Raw genomic sequence first — 23,556 nt, forward strand, 5'->3', positions numbered from 1 at the left:
TTTACATGGTAGGACGTAACGACCAGTGCCCATGCGGTAGCGGGAAAAAATATAAAAAATGCTGTGAAGGCAAACAACAGGTAAAAGTAGAAAATCTATTTAATGAAGAAATAGAAAGCACATTACAAACATTCTACTCTGTATATCCAGAACGAAAAGATATTCGCGAGTATATCGAATTGTTACAAAAGTGGTCTCCAGCCATGAACGGTAAACTTCAACGTGAACTAATTGAAGCAGTTGTATTGGATGAATTTTTCTTCCATGAGCGTCCAGATATTTGGGAAGGTTACCTAAAACGTCAGATGAAGCGCACAGTTCGTCCGCAGACAATTGCTTTATATGAGCAATGGGCTTCACCTGAAATTTTCATCGGCAAAGTGGATTCTATTGAAGATCATTACTTTAAAGCAGTTCATACATTAACAGAAGAAGCTGTGATGATCCGTCGTGAAAATAACAAGCCAATTCCTGAAGGTATGCATGTATTCGCATTCTTACTACCTGATGGTTCAGAAAAGGAACAGCATAAATTAGCAGTTTCTACGTTGATCTTCTTCCCAGCTGACCATGCAAAAGTTTTTGAACAAATTAAAAGGGATTTTGATTCGCAGGAGCTGAATGCCCTCACTTTCCTAAAAGATAACCATCTGGCACTTTGGACAAAGCTTGTTGCAGGTGGATATGAAGGGGAAGAATTCACGACATTCGAACAGGATGTTCTGCAGCAAGCAAAAGGCTTCTTAAAAGAGCAGGAGCTTGCTGGGGATAAACTAATTGCTGTACTGGAAGATTATTTAGTGGAGCAGCAGCCAAAAGCACGTAAATCTTCAGCAATTGCCGCTGGTGCAATTCGCTACGGCCAGGAACGCGGCCTATTTGAAGGCAAAACATTTACGGTGAAGGAAATTTCTGAAAGCTTCGGCGTTTCGTCTTCTTCACTTAATAAATACTATCAAGAGCTGCTTGAATATCAAGCTGTTCTCGCATAAGCTACAGATACTCTTTTTAGGAACATATAAAGAAAGGACTGGCCATGACGGATATTACCGTTTCATGCCAGTCCTTTTGTATATTAAACAGAAATAATTATTGATCGTCAGTAACTTTCATCAGCTCTTCGCCTAAAAATTTGAGTTGTTCCCCGACCGTACATTGCTCAATACAGAATCGGTGGGCGCCCGTCTTGCCGCGCGTTTTTCGAAGATCGCGTAAGACAAGGCAATCTGTACAATAAACGTCAGTTAATTCATCTATTTCTTTCATAACAGAAACTTTATTCATATGCGGCCCCCTTTGTAGACGTCTTACTATTTTACTACGCTGAAAAAACTTTTGTCCATTAAAATTGTCTGCTATACTGGTAGTAATCTTGGAAATGAGGGTTGAATATGCTGGAAATCTATATTGATGCTGCAAGCGCAGGTAATCCTGGGCCGAGCGGCATTGGCATTTATATAAAAGGAGAAGGCCATCAATTAAAGATAAGCGAGTACATCGGAGAAACAAACAACCATATCGCGGAATTTTCCGCGCTTATACGCGGTCTTGAAGAGGCTGTCAAGTTAGGATCTCAGCTCGTTTCTATGCGTTCTGACTCAAAAATCGTTGTCAGTTCGTTAGAAAAAGAATATGTAAAAAACGAGGAGTATAAGCCTTATTTAGAACGTGCCTTACAGCTGGTCGAGGAGATCGAGCTATTTTTCATCAAATGGATACCGGATAGTCAAAACAAAGCAGCGGATGCTCTCGCCCGGGAAGCTATCCATAAAAATAAAAAATGACAACAAGCAGCCTACAGAATGACAAACCATTTTGCAGGCTCTTTTCATTTGAAAATCACCCCTGCCCACCTGCTTCCCCATCCTATCGGGAAGAAAAGGCATATACCCCCCATTCTATTCATATCTATTAGTATTAACAATACCTTGAAGTAATGAATATGCATTACCTTTGGACAATATACATTCCTTTGGAACTATTACCACTGGGATAAAGTATGAAATGGGAAGCTATCAGTTGAAAGGGGTCAATTTATGGTTCAAACGACAGCAAGCCGTATACAGGAGATTTTTAAAAAACAGCAGAGCTATCAATGGACAGTCCGTCAAACAAACGCTGCTACAAGAAAAGACAAACTGGCGCGCCTGGCAAAGGCTATTTCAGAAAATATGCAGGAAATCATTGCTGCAACCATTCAGGACGTACAAAAGCCTTCCTATGAAGTTTTTAATGAAGTAGGCCAAGTATTAGGCGCAATACAGCATACAGGGATTCACTTAGAACAGTGGCTGCAGCCACAAGAGGTGCCCGCAGCAAATCCCCTCGCAAAAGCTTTTGTGGTGTACGAACCAAAAGGTGTCGTATGTATAATTGGGGCTTGGAACTTCCCATTCACCCTTTTATTCCATCCACTAGTAGATGCGATAGCGGCAGGAAACTGTGCGATTATTAAGCCTTCTGAATACACGCCGACCATCGGAGCTTTAGCTGAGCGTATCCTTCGTTCGATATTCAATGAAGAGGAAATAGCTGTAGTACAAGGAGATGCAGCCACTGCCGGTACGTTACTTGAACTGCCATTCAATCATATTTTCTTTACAGGAAGCTCCCGTGTAGGAAAAATTATCATGCGCGCAGCAGCAAATCATCTTGCTTCCGTTACCCTTGAGTTGGGTGGAAAGACGCCGGTAATTGTAGACCGCGGTGTTGATCTTACGCGAACGGCTCTACGACTCGCATGGGGGAAAATGATGAATAGCGGACAGACTTGCATTGCCCCTGACTACTTATATTTGCATACAGATGATGTAGAAGCATTTACAGAAGCGTTCTCTTTCTGGATAACAGCTAGCTACCGGGACGAAAACGGCCAGCTTCTCAGTGAGGACCGCACCCAAATTATCAATCGCATTCACTATGATCGTGTTCGCTCGCTGTATACTGATGCAATTGAAAAGGGAGCAACTGTGCTAAGCGGTGGTGAATTTGATGATATCAATCTTTTAGTGGAACCGACACTACTTATTAATGTTACCCCGGAGATGAAGATTATGCAGGAGGAAATATTCGCCCCCCTTCTTCCGATTATGACGTATACAAACGTTCAAGAACCAATCATATATGTACGCAATCAAGAGAAGCCGCTTGCACTCTATATCTTTAGTGAAGATGAAAAATTTGTTCAAGAAACTATTTCGAGCATACCTTCTGGTGGAGTTTGTGTAAACGATATTATGATGCATAACACGGAGCCTAATCTGCCATTTGGTGGTGTCAACCACTCAGGTATCGGGAGTTATCATGGTATTCACGGATTCAAAGAATTTTCTCATACAAGGGCTGTTCTAAAGGCAGCGGCAAATCCCTATGAAGAATTTATGATGCCTCCCTACAAAGGGAAGCTTGAAATGTTTCTGCAGAACACCGACCAATAAACATCTTTTGATTTAAAGCTCACAGTAGATTAGTAACCGACTGTCAAGCTATGTTGACAGCCGGTTTTTTACTCCATTTTATAGAGGAGACATTAACGGCCCTCTATACCAAAAAGATCCCGCCTCTCCTTTTTTCTTTCCATTTAAATTCCATATCTCTTTTTAACTGCCTTCCCGCTCTTAAGGCCCTTCCTTTAACTCTCTAAATAAACAAAAACCGAACGCTAAGAAGCGCTCGGTTTTTTTGAAAATTGAAGTATATAAATGATCATATTTACTGCCAATAGCACGCCACAAAGTAAGTACACTGCCTGATAGCTGAAAGACATAGCAATTAGGCCGAGAATGTAGGATCCGATTGCGATACCTGTATCGAACAATGTAAAATACGTGGCTGTTGCATAACCGCTGCGTGCAACAGAAGTTGACTGTACAGCTTGTGACTGCATACTTGTTGTGAGCGTCCCATAGCCGCTGCCGACAAAAATTGCAGCTACAAGGAATTCCCATGAACTATCCATATAGGCCAGCATAAATAAACCGATTCCAAACAAAATAAAAGATGGAATGACAACGTATTTTGGACCTTTTTGATCATATATCTTTCCGGTAAATGGACGAATAATCAGCATAGCTGCCGCAAAGACAACATAGAAATAACTTGCTACATTTAGCATTCCCTGTTGTTCTGCATAAATTGAGATAAAGGACAAGACACTGGAATATGATAATGCCAGCAAGCATGCAAGCAAGGCTATCGGAAGTGCCTTTCGCTCAAATAAGTCATTAAAGGAGAAGCTCAACTTCGGCTTCACTTCCGGTCTAGCTATGTCACTAGTATTAATTGTTAAGCCAACAACACATCCTAGTAACCCAATTGCCGATAGAACAATAAATAGTGTTTCAAAAGACGCGCTTTGCACAATAAATAGGCCAACAAATGGGCCAATAACAACGGCAAGATTTGAGGACATTGTAAAATAACCGAGTCCGGCCCCTTTCCGATTATTCGGAATTATGTCTGCTGCGAGTGAACCTGTGGCTGTTGTTGCGATACTAAACCAAATTCCCTGTAGGAAACGTAAAACAAGCAGGATAGCAAATGGTTTTATGAATACATACAAGATGGTACATAGCAGATAGATGATCATACTGATTACCAGCATTTTCTTTTTACCATATATATCTAACATTTTTGCGCTAAACGGGCGCACAAGAATTGCTGAGATAAGAAACGCAGTTACTAAAAGACCAGCATCATCATCTGTGCGGCCAAGGTTGCCCGTTACATAGAGCGGCAACGTAGTAATAAGTCCATAAAAAATTAAAAAGACCGATAAATTGGTCAAAAAGAGTGCGATAAAACGCTTTGTAAATATTTGATTCTTTACTTCCAAGAAGGTCATCCTTTCATTTTGTCCAGTAATTGTATTAGCTGTACTGTTTCTTCTTCTGAGAGGTTTTTTGTCATTTCAGCTTCGAATTTTAACACGGAAGCTTCGACTGCCGGCATTTGCTGGAGTGCTTTTTCTGTGAGATAGACAATTTTTTCTCTGCGATCCGCTCCTTCTTCCCTCCTGACAAGGCCCAGTTTTTCCAGACGTGCCACTGTTCTTGTAATGGTAGGGGCTTCTACATTTAAATACTTCCAAATAGCCGTCAATGTCATCGGACCTTCCTTTTTCAACAAAAAAAGAATTGTCCACTGTGAACTAAACAGACCATGCTCCTTTAATGCCTCATTCAAGTGGTTAACTAAAAAACGGTTTTGCTGAAAAAAAGTATGAAATAATGGGTTCATCCTTATCCCTCCATTTTTATTTACCTAAGTAAATAATCACTTTCATAGTCTACGCCTACTATAATATTTTGACAACAAAAAAGCCTGTATCCAGAAATTCTGGATACAGACCAAGCAAATATGCGTTAATTTTATTGTCCAGTAATATTCAAAAGCGCTCCTACTGCTCCCGAAAAACCACAGTCCTTCAAAAAAATTGGTGTATGTTTTTTTAAAATCGTGTAATGAGAGATTACCTTTTGTAAATTCTCATTATCCGTCAGGGTTGAACCAATATAAACGATGTATTTGGCATCCCGTTCTTCGGCAAGCTGGATGCTCAGCGTCGTAATCACTTCACCAACAAGCCCTTGGACAGTGGCTAATACATTTTCAATCGGATGTTCAACTAAGCGTGTAATACCTACTTTGCCAAAATTACTCGCTGTAAGACTGCCATCGATTGGTGACTCCATACCTTGGAAAATATCCTTCACTAATAAGTCGATTGCGGAACGGTCTCCTTTTGCAGCAAGTGTAGTAATCTCCTCAAAACTAGTAATACCCGTAAGCAGTCCGGCAAGTCCGACGAGTGTTCCTCCGCCGATACCTGTCCCACTTACACGCGAATGGGATTCCCCGTCCATATAGTGGATTGATGTACCAGTACCGATGTTAGTAATGATACTTTTATCGATTTGGTGCCCCTCTTTTTCGAGCAAATAGCGCACGCCCTTCAATGTTGCTTCAAACTCGACGATATACTGGATCGACTTCATTGTTTTCAACACATCACGCAGCTGCTCTGTACGTCCGCCTGTCACACCAATCTCATCGACTTGCGGATGTCTTTCTATCCACTCTTTTACCCGCTCCATTTCATTAGACGGGAATACTTCCAATGTTAATTCGCCCTCTTGATTGATATAGGCAAGCTTCGTTAAAGTACCGCCCGTATCAATGCCTATTACCTTAGCCATTCGCCTTACTCCTTTTTATGCAGCGCCTTTTTCACCCTATGTATATCACGAACATCGCTACACTTCAATTGTTTCTTTCGGGAATAAATCTCGTTTATTAAACTCTTCTATAATAAGGTGTTCATATTGTTTAAGCAAACGGCAAACCTTCGCTTCAAATGCATGGGTAGACTCTTCCTGCATAGAAAAACGGCCTAATGTTTCCTCATCAAGAAGAAGCTGCTGAAGCGTCATTACTTCTGTTTTCGGTAAGCTATAACCATGTAGACGGAAGACTTTTGAAAGCGGTCTCAATCCTGCGCGTGTCAAAATAACTCTTCCATCAACTGTTGCTACAATATTAGCCAACATTTCCTTTGCCCTTTTACTTGGGTGGATTGTTGTTAATTGTATCACTTCTACTTTACCTTCTGCATCCGTTCGCTTCTCCTCCCGAGTCGTAAACGATAACTTTTCATAAAGTGTCGTTATTCCTTCTCTCTCAATGCCCTCCGGAGAAACGCGAAGATCAATAGAGGAAATGAGTAAATCATAATGAGTTTCAGCAGGCTTCAGACTAGAAAGCAGCACCCGCACTTCGTTTGTTTTCTGCTCTTCGATAAGCTGTTCTCCGTTGGTCGCCTCAAAAATTTGGCGCAAACTATCTGCATCAGCCAGTGCTCTATGTTGTATTTCTGCTTCTAATCCTAATTGTCCCATCAAACCAAGTAAGCTTGGCTGTTCTTTTATATGATGGGCGATCATGTATTTTTGCTGGAAATCGATCATCGGGAATATGAAATCATTTTTCATATAATTCCTCTCCAGCTCAGACTCCAGTACTTTTCGATCAAATTCCCCAAATGTAAGAAAGATGCAGTCCCTCTTGCACCAGCGCTTAAACTTGTACATTGCTTCTTTAAAGGATGGGGCATCCAACAGCTGTTCTGTTTTAATGCCAGTGAGCTTTTGGATATGAGGGTTCAATTTCTTGAACTTGTACGGCTGGATAAGTTGGGTAAATGTTTCAGTTGTCCCATCTGCATTCCACTTAACAGCCCCTAGTTCAATTATGTATTGTCGACCGCGGATAAGCGCCGCCTCTATATCGACACAAATATATGTATGCTTTCTTGTCAATTTTCCCACCTACAACTTTCCGAGATGAAGTTTTGCACCCCAACTCCCTGTTCATATTGTAACGCAAAATCCAAGTATTGGACACGCCCCTGTTTAGAATTTAGGTTATTTTTCCTTTCAGCATTTTATTTTTATGAAAGCAACACCTAGATTGTTATACTTTATATTTTATCTTTTATAGATTTTGCGATACGATAGAAGTATGTAAGATAGACTGGAGGAACACTCAATGAACGAAAAGGCACTGCAAAAGGATGCCATGCGTGTACTAAAAGAAACAAGTCGTACATTTTATATTCCTATTACTTTTTTAGGTACGAACTTAAAATATGCCGTGGGCTGTGCGTACTTATGCATGCGTGCATTAGACGAAATTGAAGATAATGAACAGGTAGCCAATTCCAAAAAACATGATATGTTAATGAAGGTAAAGGATTTATTCCAATATCCATTCAATGAGGAAGCATACTTAGAAGCACTAGGTGAAGAAAAAGATAAAATGCCGGAAGTTACTTTGCGTATGAAGGATTGGATTGAAGTATGTCCTGAAAGCGCACGCGAGATTATGTTTAAGTCGTGTGAAGAAATGGCGTATGGTATGGGAAAATGGGCTCTAAAAGACTTTAATGTGAAGACAAGAGAAGATTTAGATGAATATACATACTATGTAGCCGGTCTTGTCGGACGTATGCTGTCACAAATGTTTGAATGGGATACCGGCTTAAAAACTGATTATGACCTTGCAATCGGTTACGGTAGAGGCTTGCAAGCCGTAAATATCCTACGTAATGAAAAAGAGGATATGGAAGAGCGTGGTGTAAGTTTTGTACCTGATGGCTGGACACGGGACGATTTATTCGCATATGCGGACGAACAGCTGACTCATGGCGACGCTTATATTGAAAGTACTCGCAGCAAAAAGAAAGTATATATGTTTGCAAAGCTTCCCCATGTGCTGGCACATAAAACGCTGGCCGTAATGAAGGAAGGCCGTGAAAAAATGACACGTGCCGAAGTGGAACAAACAGTAGAAGAAGTGAAAGCCGAAGAAGGCGACGAATAATTAAATTAAGGGAGGCGGCCTAGTCCGCCTCCTTTTTTCTTTTTGTTCCTCTTATATAATCCTTGTAGAAGCTCGTCCTCATCATCTGCCCTTACATTTAGCCTTCTAGAATGGTTCATCTTCTTTTATTCCCAGTCAAACACTCCTCGGTTAACTTTATACACACTGCTTCTTATATTGCTCATATTATAAAAATACAAGAATACCAAAGGCACACACTAAACAAATGCATACATAAACAAATGAAATGATATATTTTTTCTTTTCTTTATAAAACAGACGTTCAAGCAGCGTGCGAATCGCGTATAACATAGCGAAGAATAAAAAAACCAGGAAATATAACTGCTTTCCAGTCGTTCCACTTGCAGATATAAATGAAAGAAAGAAGACACATGCGATTATTTCAAAAAGCATGTGCTTTTTATTGATGAATTGATCAGTAAATTTTTCATTTTTTTCAATAGTAAACTTTTTTCGTAAATATAGATCGAACACTCCGGCTGCAATGACAGCACCTATTAAAATGGTTACTAACATTATGAATCTCCTATTTCTCTGTTTGTAAATACTCCTGTCGGACCGGTTCAGGTACCATATTTCCTCCAGTAGACCAGACCAAGTGTACCGCATTATTCATTTTATCCATTAGCTGATGTTCTTTTAGATAGGCAGCTCCTTCTGATACAAGCTGAATTGGACCAAATACACCGGCATGGGCTGATGGTTCCATAAAAATATTTTCTAATTCAAACATTGCTTTCATACTTCTGCATAAAAAGCTGTCGTCGACAGTGTAGCAGCCGCTGATTATTGTTTCCATAAGCGAACCAACAAATTTTGAAGGTCGGCCAACCGCCAGCCCATCAGCTTCGGTTTCGTTCGTTAACCCAATATCTTTTACTGAAATTTCATCATGAAGCCCGGTCATCATTCCAAGCAGCATGCATGGGGATTGAACCGGTTCCCCGAAGAAGATATGCACATGCTCACCGAACATCTGCTGCAGACCGAATGCAACACCGCCTGGAGCTCCCCCTACACCACATGGAAGATAAACGAATAATGGATGATCTTCATCAACTTTTACATTCAGCGAAACAAGCTGTTCTTTTAAACGCAGAGCAGCTACAGCATAGCCGACGAATAAGTCCTTTGAATTTTCATCATCTACAAAATGGCACATCGGATCACTTTCAGCTTTCTTTCTACCGCGTTCCACAGCCACGCTGTAATCCTGATTATACTCAATTACTTTTACACCAAGATCGCGGAGATGCCTCTTTTTCCACTCCTTTGCATCTGCTGACATATGCACAGTTACTTGGAAACCTAACTTCGCACTAATAATCCCTATGCTTAAGCCAAGATTGCCTGTAGAACCTACCGCGACTTTGTATTTAGAGAAGAATTGACGCATTTTATCTGAGTATAAAATCTCGTAATCATCTGTCTCCTTCAAATAGCCATGCTCAATAGCTAGTGTTTCAGCAAATTTCAGTATTTCATAAATGCCGCCGCGGGCTTTAATGGATCCTGATATTGGTAAGGCATGATCACATTTTAGCAGGAGCCTGCCAGGAATTTCAATCGCTCGTCTGCCTTCAATCAATGCTTTCATTTCAGCAATTTCCCTAATATCCGATTCAATTATACCGTTTAAAATACGCGTCTCAGGAAATGCTAATTTTAAATAAGAAGAAAAGCGTTGTAACCTTCCCTCAGCATCCAAAACATCCTTCATTGAAACATCAAAAATGGAGTATGCAGCATTTCGCTTTTTATTCACCCAAAACACATACTCTCCTTTTTGCAGCTGTTTAACAGATGGGAAATCCGAATATAGTTGTGTTAAGTTGATTGAATTGTTCATGTTTTCTATCCTTCTTTCTTTGTTAAGTTTGCTCGTTCACAAAGTTGTCGAAATTTATTTTCAAATGAAATATTATTTTCTTCCGTACGTTTTTTCGGTCCCTTCAACCTACCACCAGCGCGTCTTATTTTTGCACTTTCATAACGAAAAGCAAGTAGTTGATCGATATTGTCTGATGTCAACTCTCTTCCATTTGAATCAATAACATACGCTCCTTTCGCGATGCACATTGCAGCAAGACCATAATCACCTGTAATGACAATATCCCCCTTTGTAAGCGTATTCACCAGCTTAAAATCAACCGAATCTGGTCCTTTCGGTACAATAATTGTTATTGCATTTTCACGTTCTATACGATGCGAAGTATCGCAAAATAAGATAGGTTTTATCTCATATCGAGATGATACAAACAGCGCCAAATCAATAACGGGACAAGCATCTGCATCAATTAACAATTGAATCACTCAAATCCACTCCATTCAAAACTGACTGATTTTTATTATTTTAAAATATCAATTTACGTTATTCCTTTCACCTCACATGTATCTAACAAGGATATGTGAGATGAAAATTATATTGAATTGTTCGAAAAATCATAATACGATACTGCTATCTAATTTTTTGGGAGGTAACATAATGACGACAATTGCAATGACAAACGATGCACGTGCCAAAGAATATATCGATAACGTGTTTACACAACTAAAACAAAAAAATTCACATCAGCCTGAGTTTCTTCAGGCAGCAGAAGAAATCTTATTCTCACTGACTCCGGTGCTAGCACAGCACCCTGAATATATTGAGCATAACATTTTAGCCCGTATCGTGGAGCCGGATCGAATTATTTCATTCCGAGTATCCTGGCAGGATGACAATAACAGAGTACAGGTGAATCGCGGCTATCGTGTCCAATTCAATAATGTCATCGGACCATACAAAGGTGGTCTGCGTTTCCATCCAACAGTAAACGAATCAATCATGAAATTCCTTGCCTTTGAGCAAATTTTCAAAAACGCTTTAACCGGGCAGCCGATCGGCGGCGGTAAAGGCGGATCTGATTTTAATCCGAAAGGTAAGTCGGACGCAGAAATTATGCGATTCTGCCAAGCTTTCATGTCTGAATTATACCGTCATATCGGTCCAGATGTCGATGTTCCAGCCGGGGATATCGGTGTAGGTGCGCGTGAGGTAGGCTTTATGTGGGGCCAATACAAGCGTTTACGCGGTGCTTATGAAGCAGGCGTATTGACTGGGAAAAAGCCTGGCTACGGCGGATCATTAGCTCGTAAAGAAGCCACTGGTTATGGATTAGTATACTTCGTAGCAGAAATGCTACGCGAAAAAGGCGAAACATTCATTGATAAAACGGTGGTTGTATCCGGTTCGGGTAATGTTGCCATTTATGCAATTGAAAAAGCCCAGCACTACGGTGCCAAAGTTGTTGCATGCTCTGACTCTTCAGGTTATATCTATGATGCTGAAGGCATCGATCTTGCAGCGGTTAAAGAAATTAAGGAAGTAAAAGGCGATCGTATACAAACTTATTTAAATTACCGTCCAAATGCAGAATACCACGAAGGCTGTACAAATATCTGGACTGTAGCATGTGATATTGCCCTTCCATGTGCAACACAGAATGAAATTAATGGCGATTCAGCCCGCCTATTACTAGCAAATGGTACAAAATTTGTTGCGGAAGGTGCTAATATGCCCTCTGATTTAGAAGCAATCAATATCTACCTTGAAAATGATATTTATTTCGGCCCTGCCAAGGCTGCTAACGCTGGGGGTGTTGCAGTTTCCGCGTTGGAAATGGCACAAAACTCCAGCCGAACAGCTTGGTCTTTCCAGGAAGTAGATGAAAAGCTGCAAGACATTATGAAATCTATTTATACTGAATCTAGTGAAGCGGCTGAAAAATACGGTTATGCGGGCAATCTTGTTGTTGGTTCCAATATTGCCGGTTTTGTGAAAGTAGCAAATGGCATGGTCGCTGAAGGTGTTTATTAAGTAAAGTTTAGAAACAAAGCTAGCTGCCTTTTGTTCGGAAAAGATGGTGACTTTCGTCATCATCTTTTTCTCCGGCAATCGGTAGCCGTCTTTCTTTGATAAACGAACATTTCTATACTTACAACTAATCAACGTTCGTATTATAATAAATATAATCTTACATAACGGAGGGTTTTTTATGGAATTAATTTATACAGGTAAAACAAAGAATGTTTTCAGGCTAGAGGACGGTCATTATTTGTTAAAATTTAAAGATGATGTCACTGGCGAAAACGGCGTATTCGATCCAGGAGCAAACACAGTTGGCCTCACAATTGATGGTGCTGGCTTAGCCGGTCTTAAACTGACTTCATTCTTCTACTCCAAATTAAACGAACAGGGCATTCCTACTCACTACGTGGATGCCAATTTTAGTGATGCCACAATGACCGTGAAACCCGCAGCCGTCTTTGGCAAAGGTTTAGAAGTAATATGCCGATTCAAGGCTGTCGGTTCATTCCTTCGCCGTTATGGTGCCTACGTACAAGAGGGTCAAGAGCTTCCTTCTTATGTTGAAGTAACAATTAAAGATGACGAGCGACTTGATCCGCCTATTTCTGCAGATGCTTTGGATATGCTTGGTATTCTGTCATTAGAGGAATACGCTATCTTAAAGAAACGCACAATTGAAATTTCAAAATTTGTTGCTGAAGAGCTGGAGAAAAAAGGGTTAACTCTTTATGACATTAAGCTGGAGTTCGGCCGTGATGCACAAACAAATGAAATTTTACTAATTGATGAGATTTCAGGTGGAAATATGCGTGCCTATAAGGACGGCACATACATTGAACCTCTTGAACTTGAAAAAATTATGTTAGCCGATTAATCTGCACATGCCTCCCCTATTCAATAGGGAGGCTTTTTTCTTTTCAACTAGCCTGCTCTCATATTTATTGCTTTATTTAAGTGTTGATTTCACCGCGGCAGCATATATTTGATTGAACATCTTAATTTGGAACTGCATACCTTGTCTTTATAATTTAATCCTGTTGCTTTATCATATGCCGCCCGATTATTGCATGTATAAGCGTTCATACTATGGTAAGGTTCCAAATAAAGAATTTCTCTGTTTTTGTTGAATTTGTGCTGTCTAGTTTTAAATGTTAAGTCGCTGGGTAGATAATCAATGCCAAAGCCTATGATTTTATGTACGATTTACAAAATTGGAAAATGTTTTACCAGAAGAAATCAACTTAGAGGTGATCATTTTGAATCCGTTTTTAACTGTTTGGCTGCACCCAAAGCAAACTGCGCGTGACATGATTGACAACAAACCATTATGGTTTGTATTTCTATTGATTGCAATCGGTTCCTTTGCTGCTTTCGGAAGCGGCTATATTAACAGCGAGTTTAACGATACTATGTCCATAGCGATTCTTGTTTTCATCTCCCTATTTATTGGACCGATTTTCGGTATTATTATGATGTTCATTTATGGTGGAGTTCTATACTTGTGCGGAAAACTGCTTCGAGGGACAGGATCTTTTTGGGACGTTTTTAAGGCTGGTTCTCTAACATATATCCCTTCGCTTATTACAGGTTTTTTCTACTATCTGTGGATGTTCCTTTCCCCTGAAAGCTACTTTAGTGTATATGAAACAAGCGCCTTTTCGTTTATTGTTCCTTTAATAAGTTTCGGGCTTGGCATTTGGAGCTTTGTCATTAACATTGCAGCTCTCTCCGAAGCACATCGCTACTCGAACTGGCGAGCATTCTTTACGTTGCTAATACCAACCATTATAGTAGTTGTTTTCATTATCGCCATCATTGCCATTGTCGGTATCGCCTTCTTTAGTATTTTTTCTGGATGATCCCGCTACATGCCCAGCATATTGTTTGCTGGGCTTTTTTATATTTAGAAGTATAAAAATATTCAGCCGGACAATGGAACAAGAGGTTTGGGGTTAAAATATATTTTTGTTTTTCTGTGAACTTTCTAAAAAATCAAACATATGGTACAATTCATTTCGTAAACCGTAATATTTAAGGAGGACTACTATGTCGACTTTAAAGCGTCATGAAGTAAACTTAGCGGAAACTTGGAATTTAGAAGACTTGTTTAAAACAGAAGAAGCATTCGACAACGCTATTGAGGAAGTAAAAAAAGATGCTGACTCGTTAGAAACAAAATTTAAGGGAAATATTCAAACAAGTAAAGAGGCTGTCGATGTGATTGCTGCATATGAAAAGCTGTACGAAAAACTTGTGCCAATCAGTACATACGCCAATCTTGCTCTCAACGTTGACCAAACAAATAACGATGCGCAAATGCGTTCGGCAAAGGTTGGTCAAATATCTGGTGCCATTGGTGCAAAACTTTCTTTCATTCAAAGTGAATTACTTGCGTTGGAGGAGTCGGAGCTGCAACAAGTAAGTACGATTGAACCCGGTTATACGCGCTATATTAAAAATTTGCTAAAGCAAAAAGCTCACCAGCTTCATCCAGAAGCCGAAAAAGCCCTTGCAGCTTTTAGTACAACATTCAATGCGCCATATGGACTTTACAATACAACCAAGCTAGTAGATATGAAATTTCCCAATTTTGAAGTGAATGGGAATAGCTATCCTTTGAGTTATAATCTATTTGAGGGTGATTGGGAGCTTGAAAGTAACCGGGAGATACGCCGGACTGCATTCGACGCTTTTTCTTCCAAATTACGTGACTATCAGCATACGACAGCAAAAACATATGACACACATTTAAAAATCGAAAAGACAGAAAGCGATCTGCGCGGCTATTCCTCTATTTTCGACTTTTTATTAGAATCACAGGAGGTAGATCGTGATCTCTACAACCGTCAAATTGATTTAATTATGTCTGAGCTTGCTCCGCATATGCGCCGCTATGCAAAACTTCTGCAAAAAGTACATGGATTGGATAAAATGACCTTTGCAGATTTAAAAATTTCACTTGATCCGGACTTTGAACCTAATATTACAATAGAAGAATCTCGTAAATATATGAAAGATGGGCTAGCTGTTATGGGAGAAGATTACAGCAAGATGTTGGACCGTTCATTCGATGAGCGTTGGATCGATTTTGCCCAAAATGAAGGAAAGTCGACAGGCGCATTCTGTTCAAGTCCATTTGGCTACCATCCTTATATATTAATTTCCTGGACAAGCCGAATGAACGAGGTGTTTGTACTTGCCCATGAACTAGGTCATGCAGGACATTTCTATCTAGCAAATGCCGAACAAAATATTTATAATGCACGCCCATCTTTATATTTTATTGAGGCCCCATCTACTATGAATGAAATGCTGATGGCAAATCATCTATTAAAAAATTCTGATGATGCACGCTTTAAACGATGGGTGATTTCTACAATTATTTCACGTACGTATTATCATAACTTTGTTACTCATTTACTTGAAGCAGCCTATCAGCGGAAAGTTTATGAAATTATTGATACAGGCGGCTCTGTTACTGCCCAAAGGCTAAACGAATTAAAGCGTGGAGTACTGGAGGAATTCTGGGGTGATACGGTCTTCATTAATGAAGGTGCAGAGCTAACATGGATGCGCCAACCGCATTATTACATGGGCCTATATCCTTATACTTATTCTGCAGGTTTAACAATCTCTACGCAAGTAGCCAATCGAATTTTAAATGAGGGCGAAACTGCTGTGGCAGATTGGATCGAAGTATTAAAAATGGGCGGAACAAAAACGCCTGTTGAGCTTGCCAAACATGCAGGTGTCGATATTACGACAGAGCAGCCGTTACGGGATACAATTGCCTACATCGGAAGCCTAATCGACGAATTGGAACAACTGACAGCGCAATTAAACTAATAAAAAGCGGGTGCCTGTTCAAGACGGGCACCCATTTTTATAATTATACCTATTAAATAGCCAACGAATTGTTAATTGGCTGATTAAACAGCTCAGACACACCTGAATCAATGGCAGCTGACCCTACTGCTTTTGCTACAACCCCCGCCACGCGTTCATCCATTGAACTTGGTACGATAAACTCTTCCTTCAGCTCTTCATCTGTTACTAATGAAGCAATTGCTTCAACAGCGGCTAACTTCATCGACTCATTGATATCTGTTGCTCTCACGTCGAGAGCTCCTCGGAATATACCAGGGAACGCTAACATATTGTTGATTTGGTTCGCATGGTCAGAACGTCCGGTACCAATAATACGCACACCCCACGCTTTTGCATTTTCAGGCGTAATTTCGGGATTTGGATTTGCTAGTGCAAATACAATCGGGTCCTTAGCCATCGACTTAATATGAGCCTCTGTCAATAAGTTCGCTACAGAGACACCAATAAATACATCAGCGCCTTCTAACGCAACATCCAATGAGCCGCGAAGACCTTCTGGATTTGTCAAATGGGCAACTCCGTCCTTAATTGGATTCATGCCCTCTTTGCGTCCTTCATAAATGATTCCTTTGGTATCACACATAACGACATTTTTATATCCCATTTGAAGAAGGATACGTAAAATCGCAATACCTGCAGCACCAGCACCGTTGATGACAACCTTCATCTTTTCTACCTCTTTGCCGATGATTTTGTTTGCATTGATTAGTCCTGCACCTACTACGATTGCTGTTCCGTGTTGATCATCATGGAAAACAGGAATGTTACATTCAGCACGTAAACGATCTTCAATTTCGAAGCAGCGCGGTGCTGAAATATCCTCGAGATTAATGCCGCCATAGGTTGGTGAAATTGCTTTGACGATACGTACAATTTCATCCACGTTTTTTGTATCCAAACAGACTGGTACTGCATCTACGTTGGCAAACCGTTTTAACAGCAGCGCCTTCCCTTCCATTACTGGAAGCGCCGCCTCAGGTCCAATATCGCCTAACCCAAGCACTGCCGTTCCGTCCGTAATGATGGCCACTAAATTTCCTTTCATTGTATAGTCATAGACAAGAGAGGGGTTTTTTTCAATCTCTATACATGGTGCAGCTACTCCCGGTGAATACGCTAAGCTGAGGTCATAAGTGTCTTGCAGAGGCACTTTGGATCGAATCTCCATTTTCCCACCGAAATGTTCATGCATTTCCAAGGCCTTTTTCATTAAATCCATTTTCATCCATCCTTTCAATATATCAGAATTTTCTTTATATTCCAGTATCATATTGCTTTAATTAAATAAAGTCAACGATAATGTTAGAATTTTTAGAAAAAATATCACAAAACCTTATCAATACTTAATTTACTACCATATTGCTCACTTTTTCACATGTAATTTATACAATAAAGAGAATAAAAATTATTATTTTTAAATAATAAAAAATCTCTTGCTTATTTTAAAAACGTTAAGCTGCCTCTACTTTTATTGTGAAACTTTACACGTTTCATTTTTTCATGCAATATATGAAAAGTTTCACAAACTTTTTCGGAAATTCATTTGTGAAAACTTACACAAAGACACATTTTATACACAATTCAGCTAGGTTTTTTCTTACTATGTTGAAGTTTTTCATTCTATCTTTCTTTTCTATTCCACTTCCTGTAAAGTGAGAACGTCAATAATAATCGAAAGAAGGCTTCGGCATGCTAGGTATTTTATTTATAATTGGATTCGTCGGAAATTTAATTGGAACTCTTGCAGGCGGAGGGGAGCTCATTACATTGCCCACTATGCTATTACTTGGTATGCCAGTCCATTCGGCAATCGGGGCTAATAAAGTGGCAAATACTATTTCCACTCTTTCCAATTTCTATAGCGTATTTAAACGAAAAGAGGCTACTTTAAATGAGGTGCTCCCTATTCTTGCACTTTGCTTCATCGGAGGTCTGCTCGGTGGAGGCCTTGCCTCTCTCTTTACAGAACAAACATTGACAGTCATTGCTATCTGCCTGTTACTGTTCGCACTCATCCTTTCATTTTTAGGAAAAACAGATTTCGGAGAAGAATTACAACTCCGCTTGAAGAAGCGTACTGCAAGCTTGCTAGTAGGAGTTGGCGTATACGACGGACTTTTTGGACCTGGCAGCGGTACTCTTCTTCTCTACATTTATGCAAATGAAAAGCTAGCATATATGAAGGCGGTCGTACTTGGTCGAGTCGGCATTTTCGCTACATGCTTCGGGGCAGCTATTATGTATGTACTTAACGGGCAGGTTTTATGGGCTGAAACTTTTGCCTTAATGATCGGTTCCATTATCGGTTCGCAGATTGGGATTACTTTAGCAAGAAAAGTAAGCGCCTTGCTCGCTAAATATTTGTTGCGTGTCATCACTGCTATCTTAATTATTCAATTGATTATTGAGCTGTTTTAACAGTATCTCCCCTACTTATCCATTGATGTGCTCAATTTCTTCTATTACACTTAAATTGGGGATAAGGGGGATTTAGATGACGCAAACCAATACAGATAGGCATGAGGAATTAACAGAGGAAGAATTTTTAGAGCTTGTATTGGAGGAGCAGCGCAAAGCTTTGGAGGAAGAGCGTTTACGCAGGCTAGAAGGATACAATAAACCTAAAAAACAAAAGCCCTTTGCCCGTATCCTCGTATGGATCATAGCGCTTGCCCTCGTCTTTAATACTTTTGCCCTTTTGTTGAATATTTTTTCAATTCCAGCAGTGGAATTTATACAAGTCTCTACAAGATTATCTTCACAAGAGGATATTAAACAATACAAGAAGGCCGTTGTTGAAGTTTCTACAGGAAACAGTAAAGGAACCGGCTTTGCGATTTCTACTGACGGCCTTATTTTGACAAACCATCATGTTATTGATCAGGCCCTGCAATTGACAGTTGTCTTTCCAGAGGACGGCATTTATGAAGCGGAAGTAATTGCTTCTTATCCTGATATCGACACAGCACTTATTAAAGTCGAGGGAGTCGATTTACCGCATTTAGATATTGCAGATACCTATCGATATGACGCAGAAGAACATGTATACTTTATCGGAAACCCTCTATATTTCACAGGTATCGCAAATGAAGGAACGGTTCTTGATTGGGTACAGTTAGATGATTGGGAGCAACCGGTCATGATGATGGACGCACCCGTATATAAAGGAAATAGCGGCAGCCCAGTCATCTCAGAATCAGGTGAAGTAACAGGCATTGTTTTCGCCACTTTGGATACTGAAGAATATGGCAAGGTTGGGTTATTTGTACCAATCGACGCCTTTCATCAAGCCAATCAATAAAAGAAAAGAGGGATATTTATGCAATTACAATTTTTAGGGACAGGAGCCGGAATGCCTTCCAAGGAGCGGAATGTGACTTCTATCGCGCTAAAATTATTGGATGAAATCGGCAGTATATGGCTGTTTGATTGCGGGGAAGGGACCCAGCATCAAATATTACAAACATCAATCAAACCGCGGAGAATTGATAAAATTTTTATTACCCATATGCATGGGGATCATATTTATGGTCTTCCTGGTTTTTTGGGATCCCGTTCCTTCCTCGGCGGTGAATCCCCGCTGACAATTTACGGACCTCCAGAAGCAAAAGATTTTATTGAAGCTGCCATCCGTTACTCCAAGACACATATTACCTATCCAATTCACTATATAGAAGTACAGGAAGGTGTCATTTTTGAGGATGAACATTTTATTGTTCATGCAAAAAAACTGCAGCATGTTATTGAATGCTTTGGGTATCGTGTCGAGCAAAAGGATCTGCCTGGTCAATTACTTATTGAAAAAGTTCAGGCACAAGGTGTTCCGAGAGGCCCGCTTTACCGGGATTTAAAATCAGGGCGCGATGTTACTCTTGAAAATGGAACAATCGTGAAAGCAAGCGAGGTTCTAAGCGAAGCAAAGAAAGGATTTACAGTAACAATTCTCGGAGATACAAAGTATTGCAACGCCTCCGTTGACCTTTCGAAAGAAGCGGATATTGTCGTTCATGAGGCAACATTTGACTCTTCAACAGCTGAATTAGCAGCCAGTTACGGGCATGCGACCAATGTTGAGGCCGCAACTGTGGCCAAACTGGCAAATGCAAAAAACCTCATTCTTACACATATCAGCGCACGTTTTCTAAAGACCGATGTAGAACGGCTAGTTAATGAAAGCCGTGAAGTCTTCCCATCAACTTTTTCCGCAGATGACTTTTCCCAGTTTGAATTGAAGGGTGGAAAAATTACTAAACAATGAAAGGGCGACGACAAAATGGAATAATACCTTTGTCGTCACCCGGTTTGCTTTATGTGTTGTGCACATGGCTCTTTATAAAGGGTTTTAAAAATTTCAGAGAAAACAATCTCTCTGTGAATACTTGTCTATGCTGACAAATCTCCTTATTTCATTAAATAATCTACAAAATCAACTGGTACGTATGTTTTAATTGGTTCAAGTAAGTCAGGTGCAACCTTGAATTGAGAGCCTTCTCCGTTATGATCATATGTTTTTGTTCCGCGAGTGATTGTAAAAATTGCATCATCTTTTGAGACAACAGCACCATTCCCTGTTGAATCAACCTTCCAGCCGAGCTGCTCTGCTACTAGACGAAGCGGAACCATTTTCACCCCATCCACCTCATAGAAGTCCTTTTCAATCAGTTCCTGTACAGCTTCCTTATCAACCGGTTTTTCATCATAACTCAATAAGATTACCTTAGAAGGCGTCGTTTGTGCAGGGATACTTCTAGTCGATACTGTGTAGAACACAGCTGCATTTGCTTCTGCTACAGCACTAGCCTCAAGCTCTGTACCAGACAAGTTTTCAATGACAGTTTCATCTGAAATGTTCAGCTTGAGTTTTTTGCCGGCAAATTCTTTATCAAATGTATCAACTTCTACAAATCCTTGTTCTTCTGTCTGAACAACAATTAACTCTGGTGAATATTGAGGAGGATAAATCATCAGCATCGGTTTTTGAGCATCGACAAAGGCTGTAAATTCCATTCCTTCTTCAAGTTCAATCGGATTACCGGCATTATCTACGACTACAGTGTTTTCATCAACTACAATAGCAAAAATCTCTTCTCCTTTTTCGATTAACGCATACAACGCTCCATTTGTGCGTTCCTCAAATGATTGGAAGGTACCTGTTAGTTTGATGAATTTTTCTTGGATTTGTTCTGTTTCTTCACCAGTTGACGCTTCCCCTGTTACTGGTGCGTCCGGGGATTGTGCAAAGGCTGATGGAGCCATTACCCCTGCTACTAGTGCAAATGATAAAGCGATTGGAATGTTTTTTTTCATATTTACGTCTCCTTTACAATGGTATTCGAAGGATTTGTCGTCTACCATTCAAAAAGGTTACAATTTTTTATGGTTTTTATAAGAAAGACAAATAAACTCCATGGTGTTAAACACCAAGGAGCTCTTCTTTAAAGCGGTTTAATTTAAACAAATCAATATCATATTGACAGTCGCCTTCCATAACCATTTGACTAACTATTTCTCCAATGACACTGGCAAATTTAAAGCCATGACCCGAAAATCCAGAAGCAACAATGATATTCGAAGCCTGTGGTAATCTATCAATGATGAAGTGCTCATCAGGTGTCATCGTATATTTACATACTTTACCTTCCGTTAACCGTCCTACCTGAGGCATATAACGCCGGATAAATCCATCTAAATCTATTCTATCCGTTTCATTAAATGGAAGAAGCTCCTTCATCGGATCGATCGGGTCCCCGCCGTCATGGCGTCCGATTTTATAGCCGGCTCCGTCAATACTTGGGAAGCCATAATAACACTCTTCCTCCAGCTCAAATGCAAATGCGGGGAAAGCGGGATTGCCATACAGCTGTTCATCTGCCTCATACCAGGCAAATGTTTTGCGGATGGGTGAAAGCGGGAGGTGAACATCCATTGTTTCAAGCAGTTGCTTTGTCCAGGCACCGCTGCTCACGAGACATTGCTCAGCAGTAAAGGTATATGTATCTGTTTTTACAGTCACACTTTCTCCCGCGGTAATCTGACGAACTGGTTCGTTAAAGTACAGGGATGCCCCTGCTTCGATTGCACATTTTTTATAAGCCTCTACACATTTTTCTACCTTCAGGACACCTGAAGTCGGTTCATATGCTGCAATCATATTCTCTGGAAGTGACATTCCCGGCCAACGCTCCATAACCTCCCCTGCTTGCAGAACTTCCAATGGAAGCTCATATTTTCGTGCACTTTCAATAACCGTTTGGATAAAAGGATTGCTTCTATCTCCCACATTGATGACACCTGTCTGCAAAAACAACTGCTCTTTTACTTGTGCAGCGAGCTCATTCCATAACTGCGCTGATCGAAGCGCTAACGGAACATACGCTTCCCCTTCTCCATAGGCATAGCGGATAATACGTGTTTCTCCATGGTGACTGCCATTCGTATGAGGTGGTTCATATGCATCAATACAGCAGACCTTTTTTCCGGCCTTTGCTAAAAAATAGGCAGCTGCCATTCCTATAGAGCCAGAGCCCACAATAATACAATCGAAATTCATTCCACTACTTCCTCCTACCCAAAAAGGTGCCCCTGCAATTGAGGGGCACCTAGACGTAATTTATTCTTCGCCAATGGCTGCCTCATACTGAGTAATCCAGTCGCTAAAGCTGCCAACATATAGCTTCACATTTTCATAGCCCGCTTGCTTCAAAACAGCATACAATGGAGATGCCGTTACACCTGAGCCGCAATAGACAACGACTTCTTGATTTTTAGGAACGGAGCGCTCTAAATCATCTGTTACAACTAAATGGCTGCCTGCCTTTACTTGTTCCCAGTCGAAATTTTTTGCAGTCGGGATGTGCCCAGCTACCGGATCTAGCGGCTCATGCTCACCGCGATAACGGATAGCCGCACGCGCATCAAGAAGCATTGAGGATTTCTCGCCATCCACTACTGCCTTTACATACTCGCGATTCGCGTATATTTCGTCCTTCCACTCCGGTGCCAGCTGTGTTCGATCAAAGGATTCCTTATTAGAAGTCACTGCATAGCCTGCCTGCTTTAACGCCCCAAATCCTCCATTGACTACCCGTACATTTGTAAAGCCTGCAAATGTAAGCATCCACCATGCACGCGGTGCAAACGGTGTGCCCCCCTGATCATACACATAAATGCGATCGTTCAGCGATAGGCCGGCAGTTTCGAACAATTCGACAAGCTGTTCTTTTTCCGGCATCGGATGCCGCCCTTCTATTTTTGACATGTCAGACAAATCCTTTTCCAAGTCAAAATATACGGCCCCTGCAATATGCTCCTTCTCGTAAAGTGCCCGGCCCTCAGAAGCATCCATTAAATTAAATCGTACATCAATAAAACGTGCCGGTGTTTCCACTTGCTCCACTGTTACAAAAACATTTCCCATC

At 40.5% G+C, this 23,556-nt stretch carries 23 protein-coding genes; 11 read left to right on the forward strand and 12 right to left on the reverse strand.

Translation table 11 applies throughout. The annotated features are described in order from the left end of the window. Positions 1–5 precede the first annotated feature (5 nt). Positions 6–992, forward strand: a complete 987-nt coding sequence (locus tag AA0Y26_RS13300) for a YecA family protein (protein WP_413362415.1) — start codon at positions 6–8, stop codon at positions 990–992. 97 nt (positions 993–1,089) lie between these two features. On the opposite strand, the gene AA0Y26_RS13305 is transcribed toward AA0Y26_RS13300, so the two are convergent. Beyond that, complete coding sequence (locus AA0Y26_RS13305; RefSeq protein ID WP_413362417.1) at positions 1,090–1,284, reverse strand: zinc-finger domain-containing protein; 195 nt, start codon at positions 1,282–1,284, stop codon at positions 1,090–1,092. A gap of 107 nt (positions 1,285–1,391) precedes the next feature. Here AA0Y26_RS13305 and AA0Y26_RS13310 point away from each other — a divergent pair, with 107 nt between their 5' ends. Next, entirely contained in the window at positions 1,392–1,784 is a 393-nt protein-coding gene (locus AA0Y26_RS13310) for a ribonuclease HI family protein (RefSeq protein WP_413362419.1), read from the forward strand. A gap of 252 nt (positions 1,785–2,036) precedes the next feature. Further along, a complete protein-coding gene (locus AA0Y26_RS13315) occupies positions 2,037–3,437 on the forward strand; it encodes an aldehyde dehydrogenase family protein (RefSeq protein ID WP_413362421.1) in 1,401 nt (466 codons plus the stop codon). Positions 3,438–3,661: 224 nt separating this feature from the next. Here the strand turns inward: AA0Y26_RS13315 and AA0Y26_RS13320 are convergent, their stop codons facing one another. From AA0Y26_RS13320 to AA0Y26_RS13335, 4 genes are all read right to left on the reverse strand, one after another. Continuing rightward, positions 3,662–4,843, reverse strand: a complete 1,182-nt coding sequence (locus AA0Y26_RS13320) for an MFS transporter (RefSeq protein ID WP_413362423.1) — start codon at positions 4,841–4,843, stop codon at positions 3,662–3,664. After that, the gene (locus AA0Y26_RS13325; RefSeq protein ID WP_413362425.1) at positions 4,840–5,238 is read right to left on the reverse strand and encodes a MarR family winged helix-turn-helix transcriptional regulator; all 399 of its coding nucleotides are present in this window, start codon (positions 5,236–5,238) and stop codon (positions 4,840–4,842) included. The genes AA0Y26_RS13320 and AA0Y26_RS13325 overlap by 4 nt, the downstream gene beginning before the upstream one ends. Positions 5,239–5,369: 131 nt before the next feature. Continuing rightward, positions 5,370–6,197: a type II pantothenate kinase gene (gene coaW, locus AA0Y26_RS13330; protein WP_413362427.1), complete on the reverse strand. Its 828-nt coding sequence runs from the start codon at positions 6,195–6,197 to the stop codon at positions 5,370–5,372. Positions 6,198–6,254: 57 nt separating this feature from the next. Further along, positions 6,255–7,316, reverse strand: coding sequence for an exonuclease domain-containing protein (locus tag AA0Y26_RS13335; RefSeq protein ID WP_413362429.1), 1,062 nt, complete (start codon positions 7,314–7,316; stop codon positions 6,255–6,257). A gap of 229 nt (positions 7,317–7,545) precedes the next feature. Between AA0Y26_RS13335 and AA0Y26_RS13340 the strand changes: the two genes are divergently transcribed. Beyond that, on the forward strand, positions 7,546–8,379 hold the full coding sequence (locus tag AA0Y26_RS13340) for a squalene/phytoene synthase family protein (RefSeq protein ID WP_413362431.1): 834 nt from the start codon (positions 7,546–7,548) through the stop codon (positions 8,377–8,379). A gap of 186 nt (positions 8,380–8,565) precedes the next feature. Here the strand turns inward: AA0Y26_RS13340 and AA0Y26_RS13345 are convergent, their stop codons facing one another. Genes AA0Y26_RS13345 through AA0Y26_RS13355 form a run of 3 tightly spaced genes read right to left on the reverse strand, consistent with a single transcriptional unit; the run spans position 8,566 to position 10,710 of the window. Continuing rightward, on the reverse strand, positions 8,566–8,916 hold the full coding sequence (locus AA0Y26_RS13345; protein ID WP_413362433.1) for a DUF4181 domain-containing protein: 351 nt from the start codon (positions 8,914–8,916) through the stop codon (positions 8,566–8,568). Positions 8,917–8,926: 10 nt separating this feature from the next. After that, complete coding sequence (locus AA0Y26_RS13350) at positions 8,927–10,249, reverse strand: D-serine ammonia-lyase (RefSeq protein ID WP_413362435.1); 1,323 nt, start codon at positions 10,247–10,249, stop codon at positions 8,927–8,929. A 5-nt stretch (positions 10,250–10,254) separates the two neighbouring features. Further along, entirely contained in the window at positions 10,255–10,710 is a 456-nt protein-coding gene (locus AA0Y26_RS13355) for a YaiI/YqxD family protein (RefSeq protein WP_413368197.1), read from the reverse strand. 175 nt (positions 10,711–10,885) lie between these two features. Between AA0Y26_RS13355 and gdhA the strand changes: the two genes are divergently transcribed. The 4 genes from gdhA to pepF all read left to right on the forward strand — a co-directional run bounded on the left by gdhA (position 10,886) and on the right by pepF (position 16,096). After that, the gene (gdhA, locus tag AA0Y26_RS13360; RefSeq protein ID WP_413362437.1) at positions 10,886–12,259 is read left to right on the forward strand and encodes an NADP-specific glutamate dehydrogenase; all 1,374 of its coding nucleotides are present in this window, start codon (positions 10,886–10,888) and stop codon (positions 12,257–12,259) included. Between the two features lie 178 nt (positions 12,260–12,437). Next, positions 12,438–13,124: a phosphoribosylaminoimidazolesuccinocarboxamide synthase gene (locus AA0Y26_RS13365; RefSeq protein ID WP_413362439.1), complete on the forward strand. Its 687-nt coding sequence runs from the start codon at positions 12,438–12,440 to the stop codon at positions 13,122–13,124. A gap of 337 nt (positions 13,125–13,461) precedes the next feature. Continuing rightward, a complete protein-coding gene (locus AA0Y26_RS13370) occupies positions 13,462–14,109 on the forward strand; it encodes a Yip1 family protein (RefSeq protein ID WP_413362441.1) in 648 nt (215 codons plus the stop codon). Positions 14,110–14,296: 187 nt separating this feature from the next. Beyond that, positions 14,297–16,096, forward strand: coding sequence for an oligoendopeptidase F (gene pepF, locus AA0Y26_RS13375; protein ID WP_413362442.1), 1,800 nt, complete (start codon positions 14,297–14,299; stop codon positions 16,094–16,096). A gap of 52 nt (positions 16,097–16,148) precedes the next feature. Here the strand turns inward: pepF and AA0Y26_RS13380 are convergent, their stop codons facing one another. Next, a complete protein-coding gene (locus AA0Y26_RS13380; RefSeq protein WP_413362444.1) occupies positions 16,149–17,357 on the reverse strand; it encodes an NAD(P)-dependent malic enzyme in 1,209 nt (402 codons plus the stop codon). 470 nt (positions 17,358–17,827) lie between these two features. Between AA0Y26_RS13380 and AA0Y26_RS13385 the strand changes: the two genes are divergently transcribed. From AA0Y26_RS13385 to rnz, 3 genes are all read left to right on the forward strand, one after another. Further along, on the forward strand, positions 17,828–18,556 hold the full coding sequence (locus tag AA0Y26_RS13385) for a sulfite exporter TauE/SafE family protein (protein ID WP_413362446.1): 729 nt from the start codon (positions 17,828–17,830) through the stop codon (positions 18,554–18,556). Between the two features lie 76 nt (positions 18,557–18,632). Next, entirely contained in the window at positions 18,633–19,439 is an 807-nt protein-coding gene (locus AA0Y26_RS13390) for a S1C family serine protease (protein ID WP_413362448.1), read from the forward strand. 18 nt (positions 19,440–19,457) lie between these two features. After that, entirely contained in the window at positions 19,458–20,396 is a 939-nt protein-coding gene (gene rnz, locus AA0Y26_RS13395; protein ID WP_413362450.1) for a ribonuclease Z, read from the forward strand. Positions 20,397–20,539: 143 nt separating this feature from the next. Here the strand turns inward: rnz and AA0Y26_RS13400 are convergent, their stop codons facing one another. The 3 genes from AA0Y26_RS13400 to AA0Y26_RS13410 form a co-directional block, all read right to left on the reverse strand. Next, the gene (locus AA0Y26_RS13400; protein WP_413362452.1) at positions 20,540–21,445 is read right to left on the reverse strand and encodes a stalk domain-containing protein; all 906 of its coding nucleotides are present in this window, start codon (positions 21,443–21,445) and stop codon (positions 20,540–20,542) included. 106 nt (positions 21,446–21,551) lie between these two features. Further along, positions 21,552–22,688: an N-methyl-L-tryptophan oxidase gene (solA, locus tag AA0Y26_RS13405; RefSeq protein WP_413362454.1), complete on the reverse strand. Its 1,137-nt coding sequence runs from the start codon at positions 22,686–22,688 to the stop codon at positions 21,552–21,554. Positions 22,689–22,748: 60 nt separating this feature from the next. Beyond that, complete coding sequence (locus AA0Y26_RS13410; protein ID WP_413362456.1) at positions 22,749–23,555, reverse strand: sulfurtransferase; 807 nt, start codon at positions 23,553–23,555, stop codon at positions 22,749–22,751. Position 23,556 lies beyond the last annotated feature (1 nt).

The sequence above is a fragment of the Lysinibacillus canaveralius genome (assembly GCF_047301505.1).
GTDB lineage: Bacteria > Bacillota > Bacilli > Bacillales_A > Planococcaceae > Lysinibacillus_B.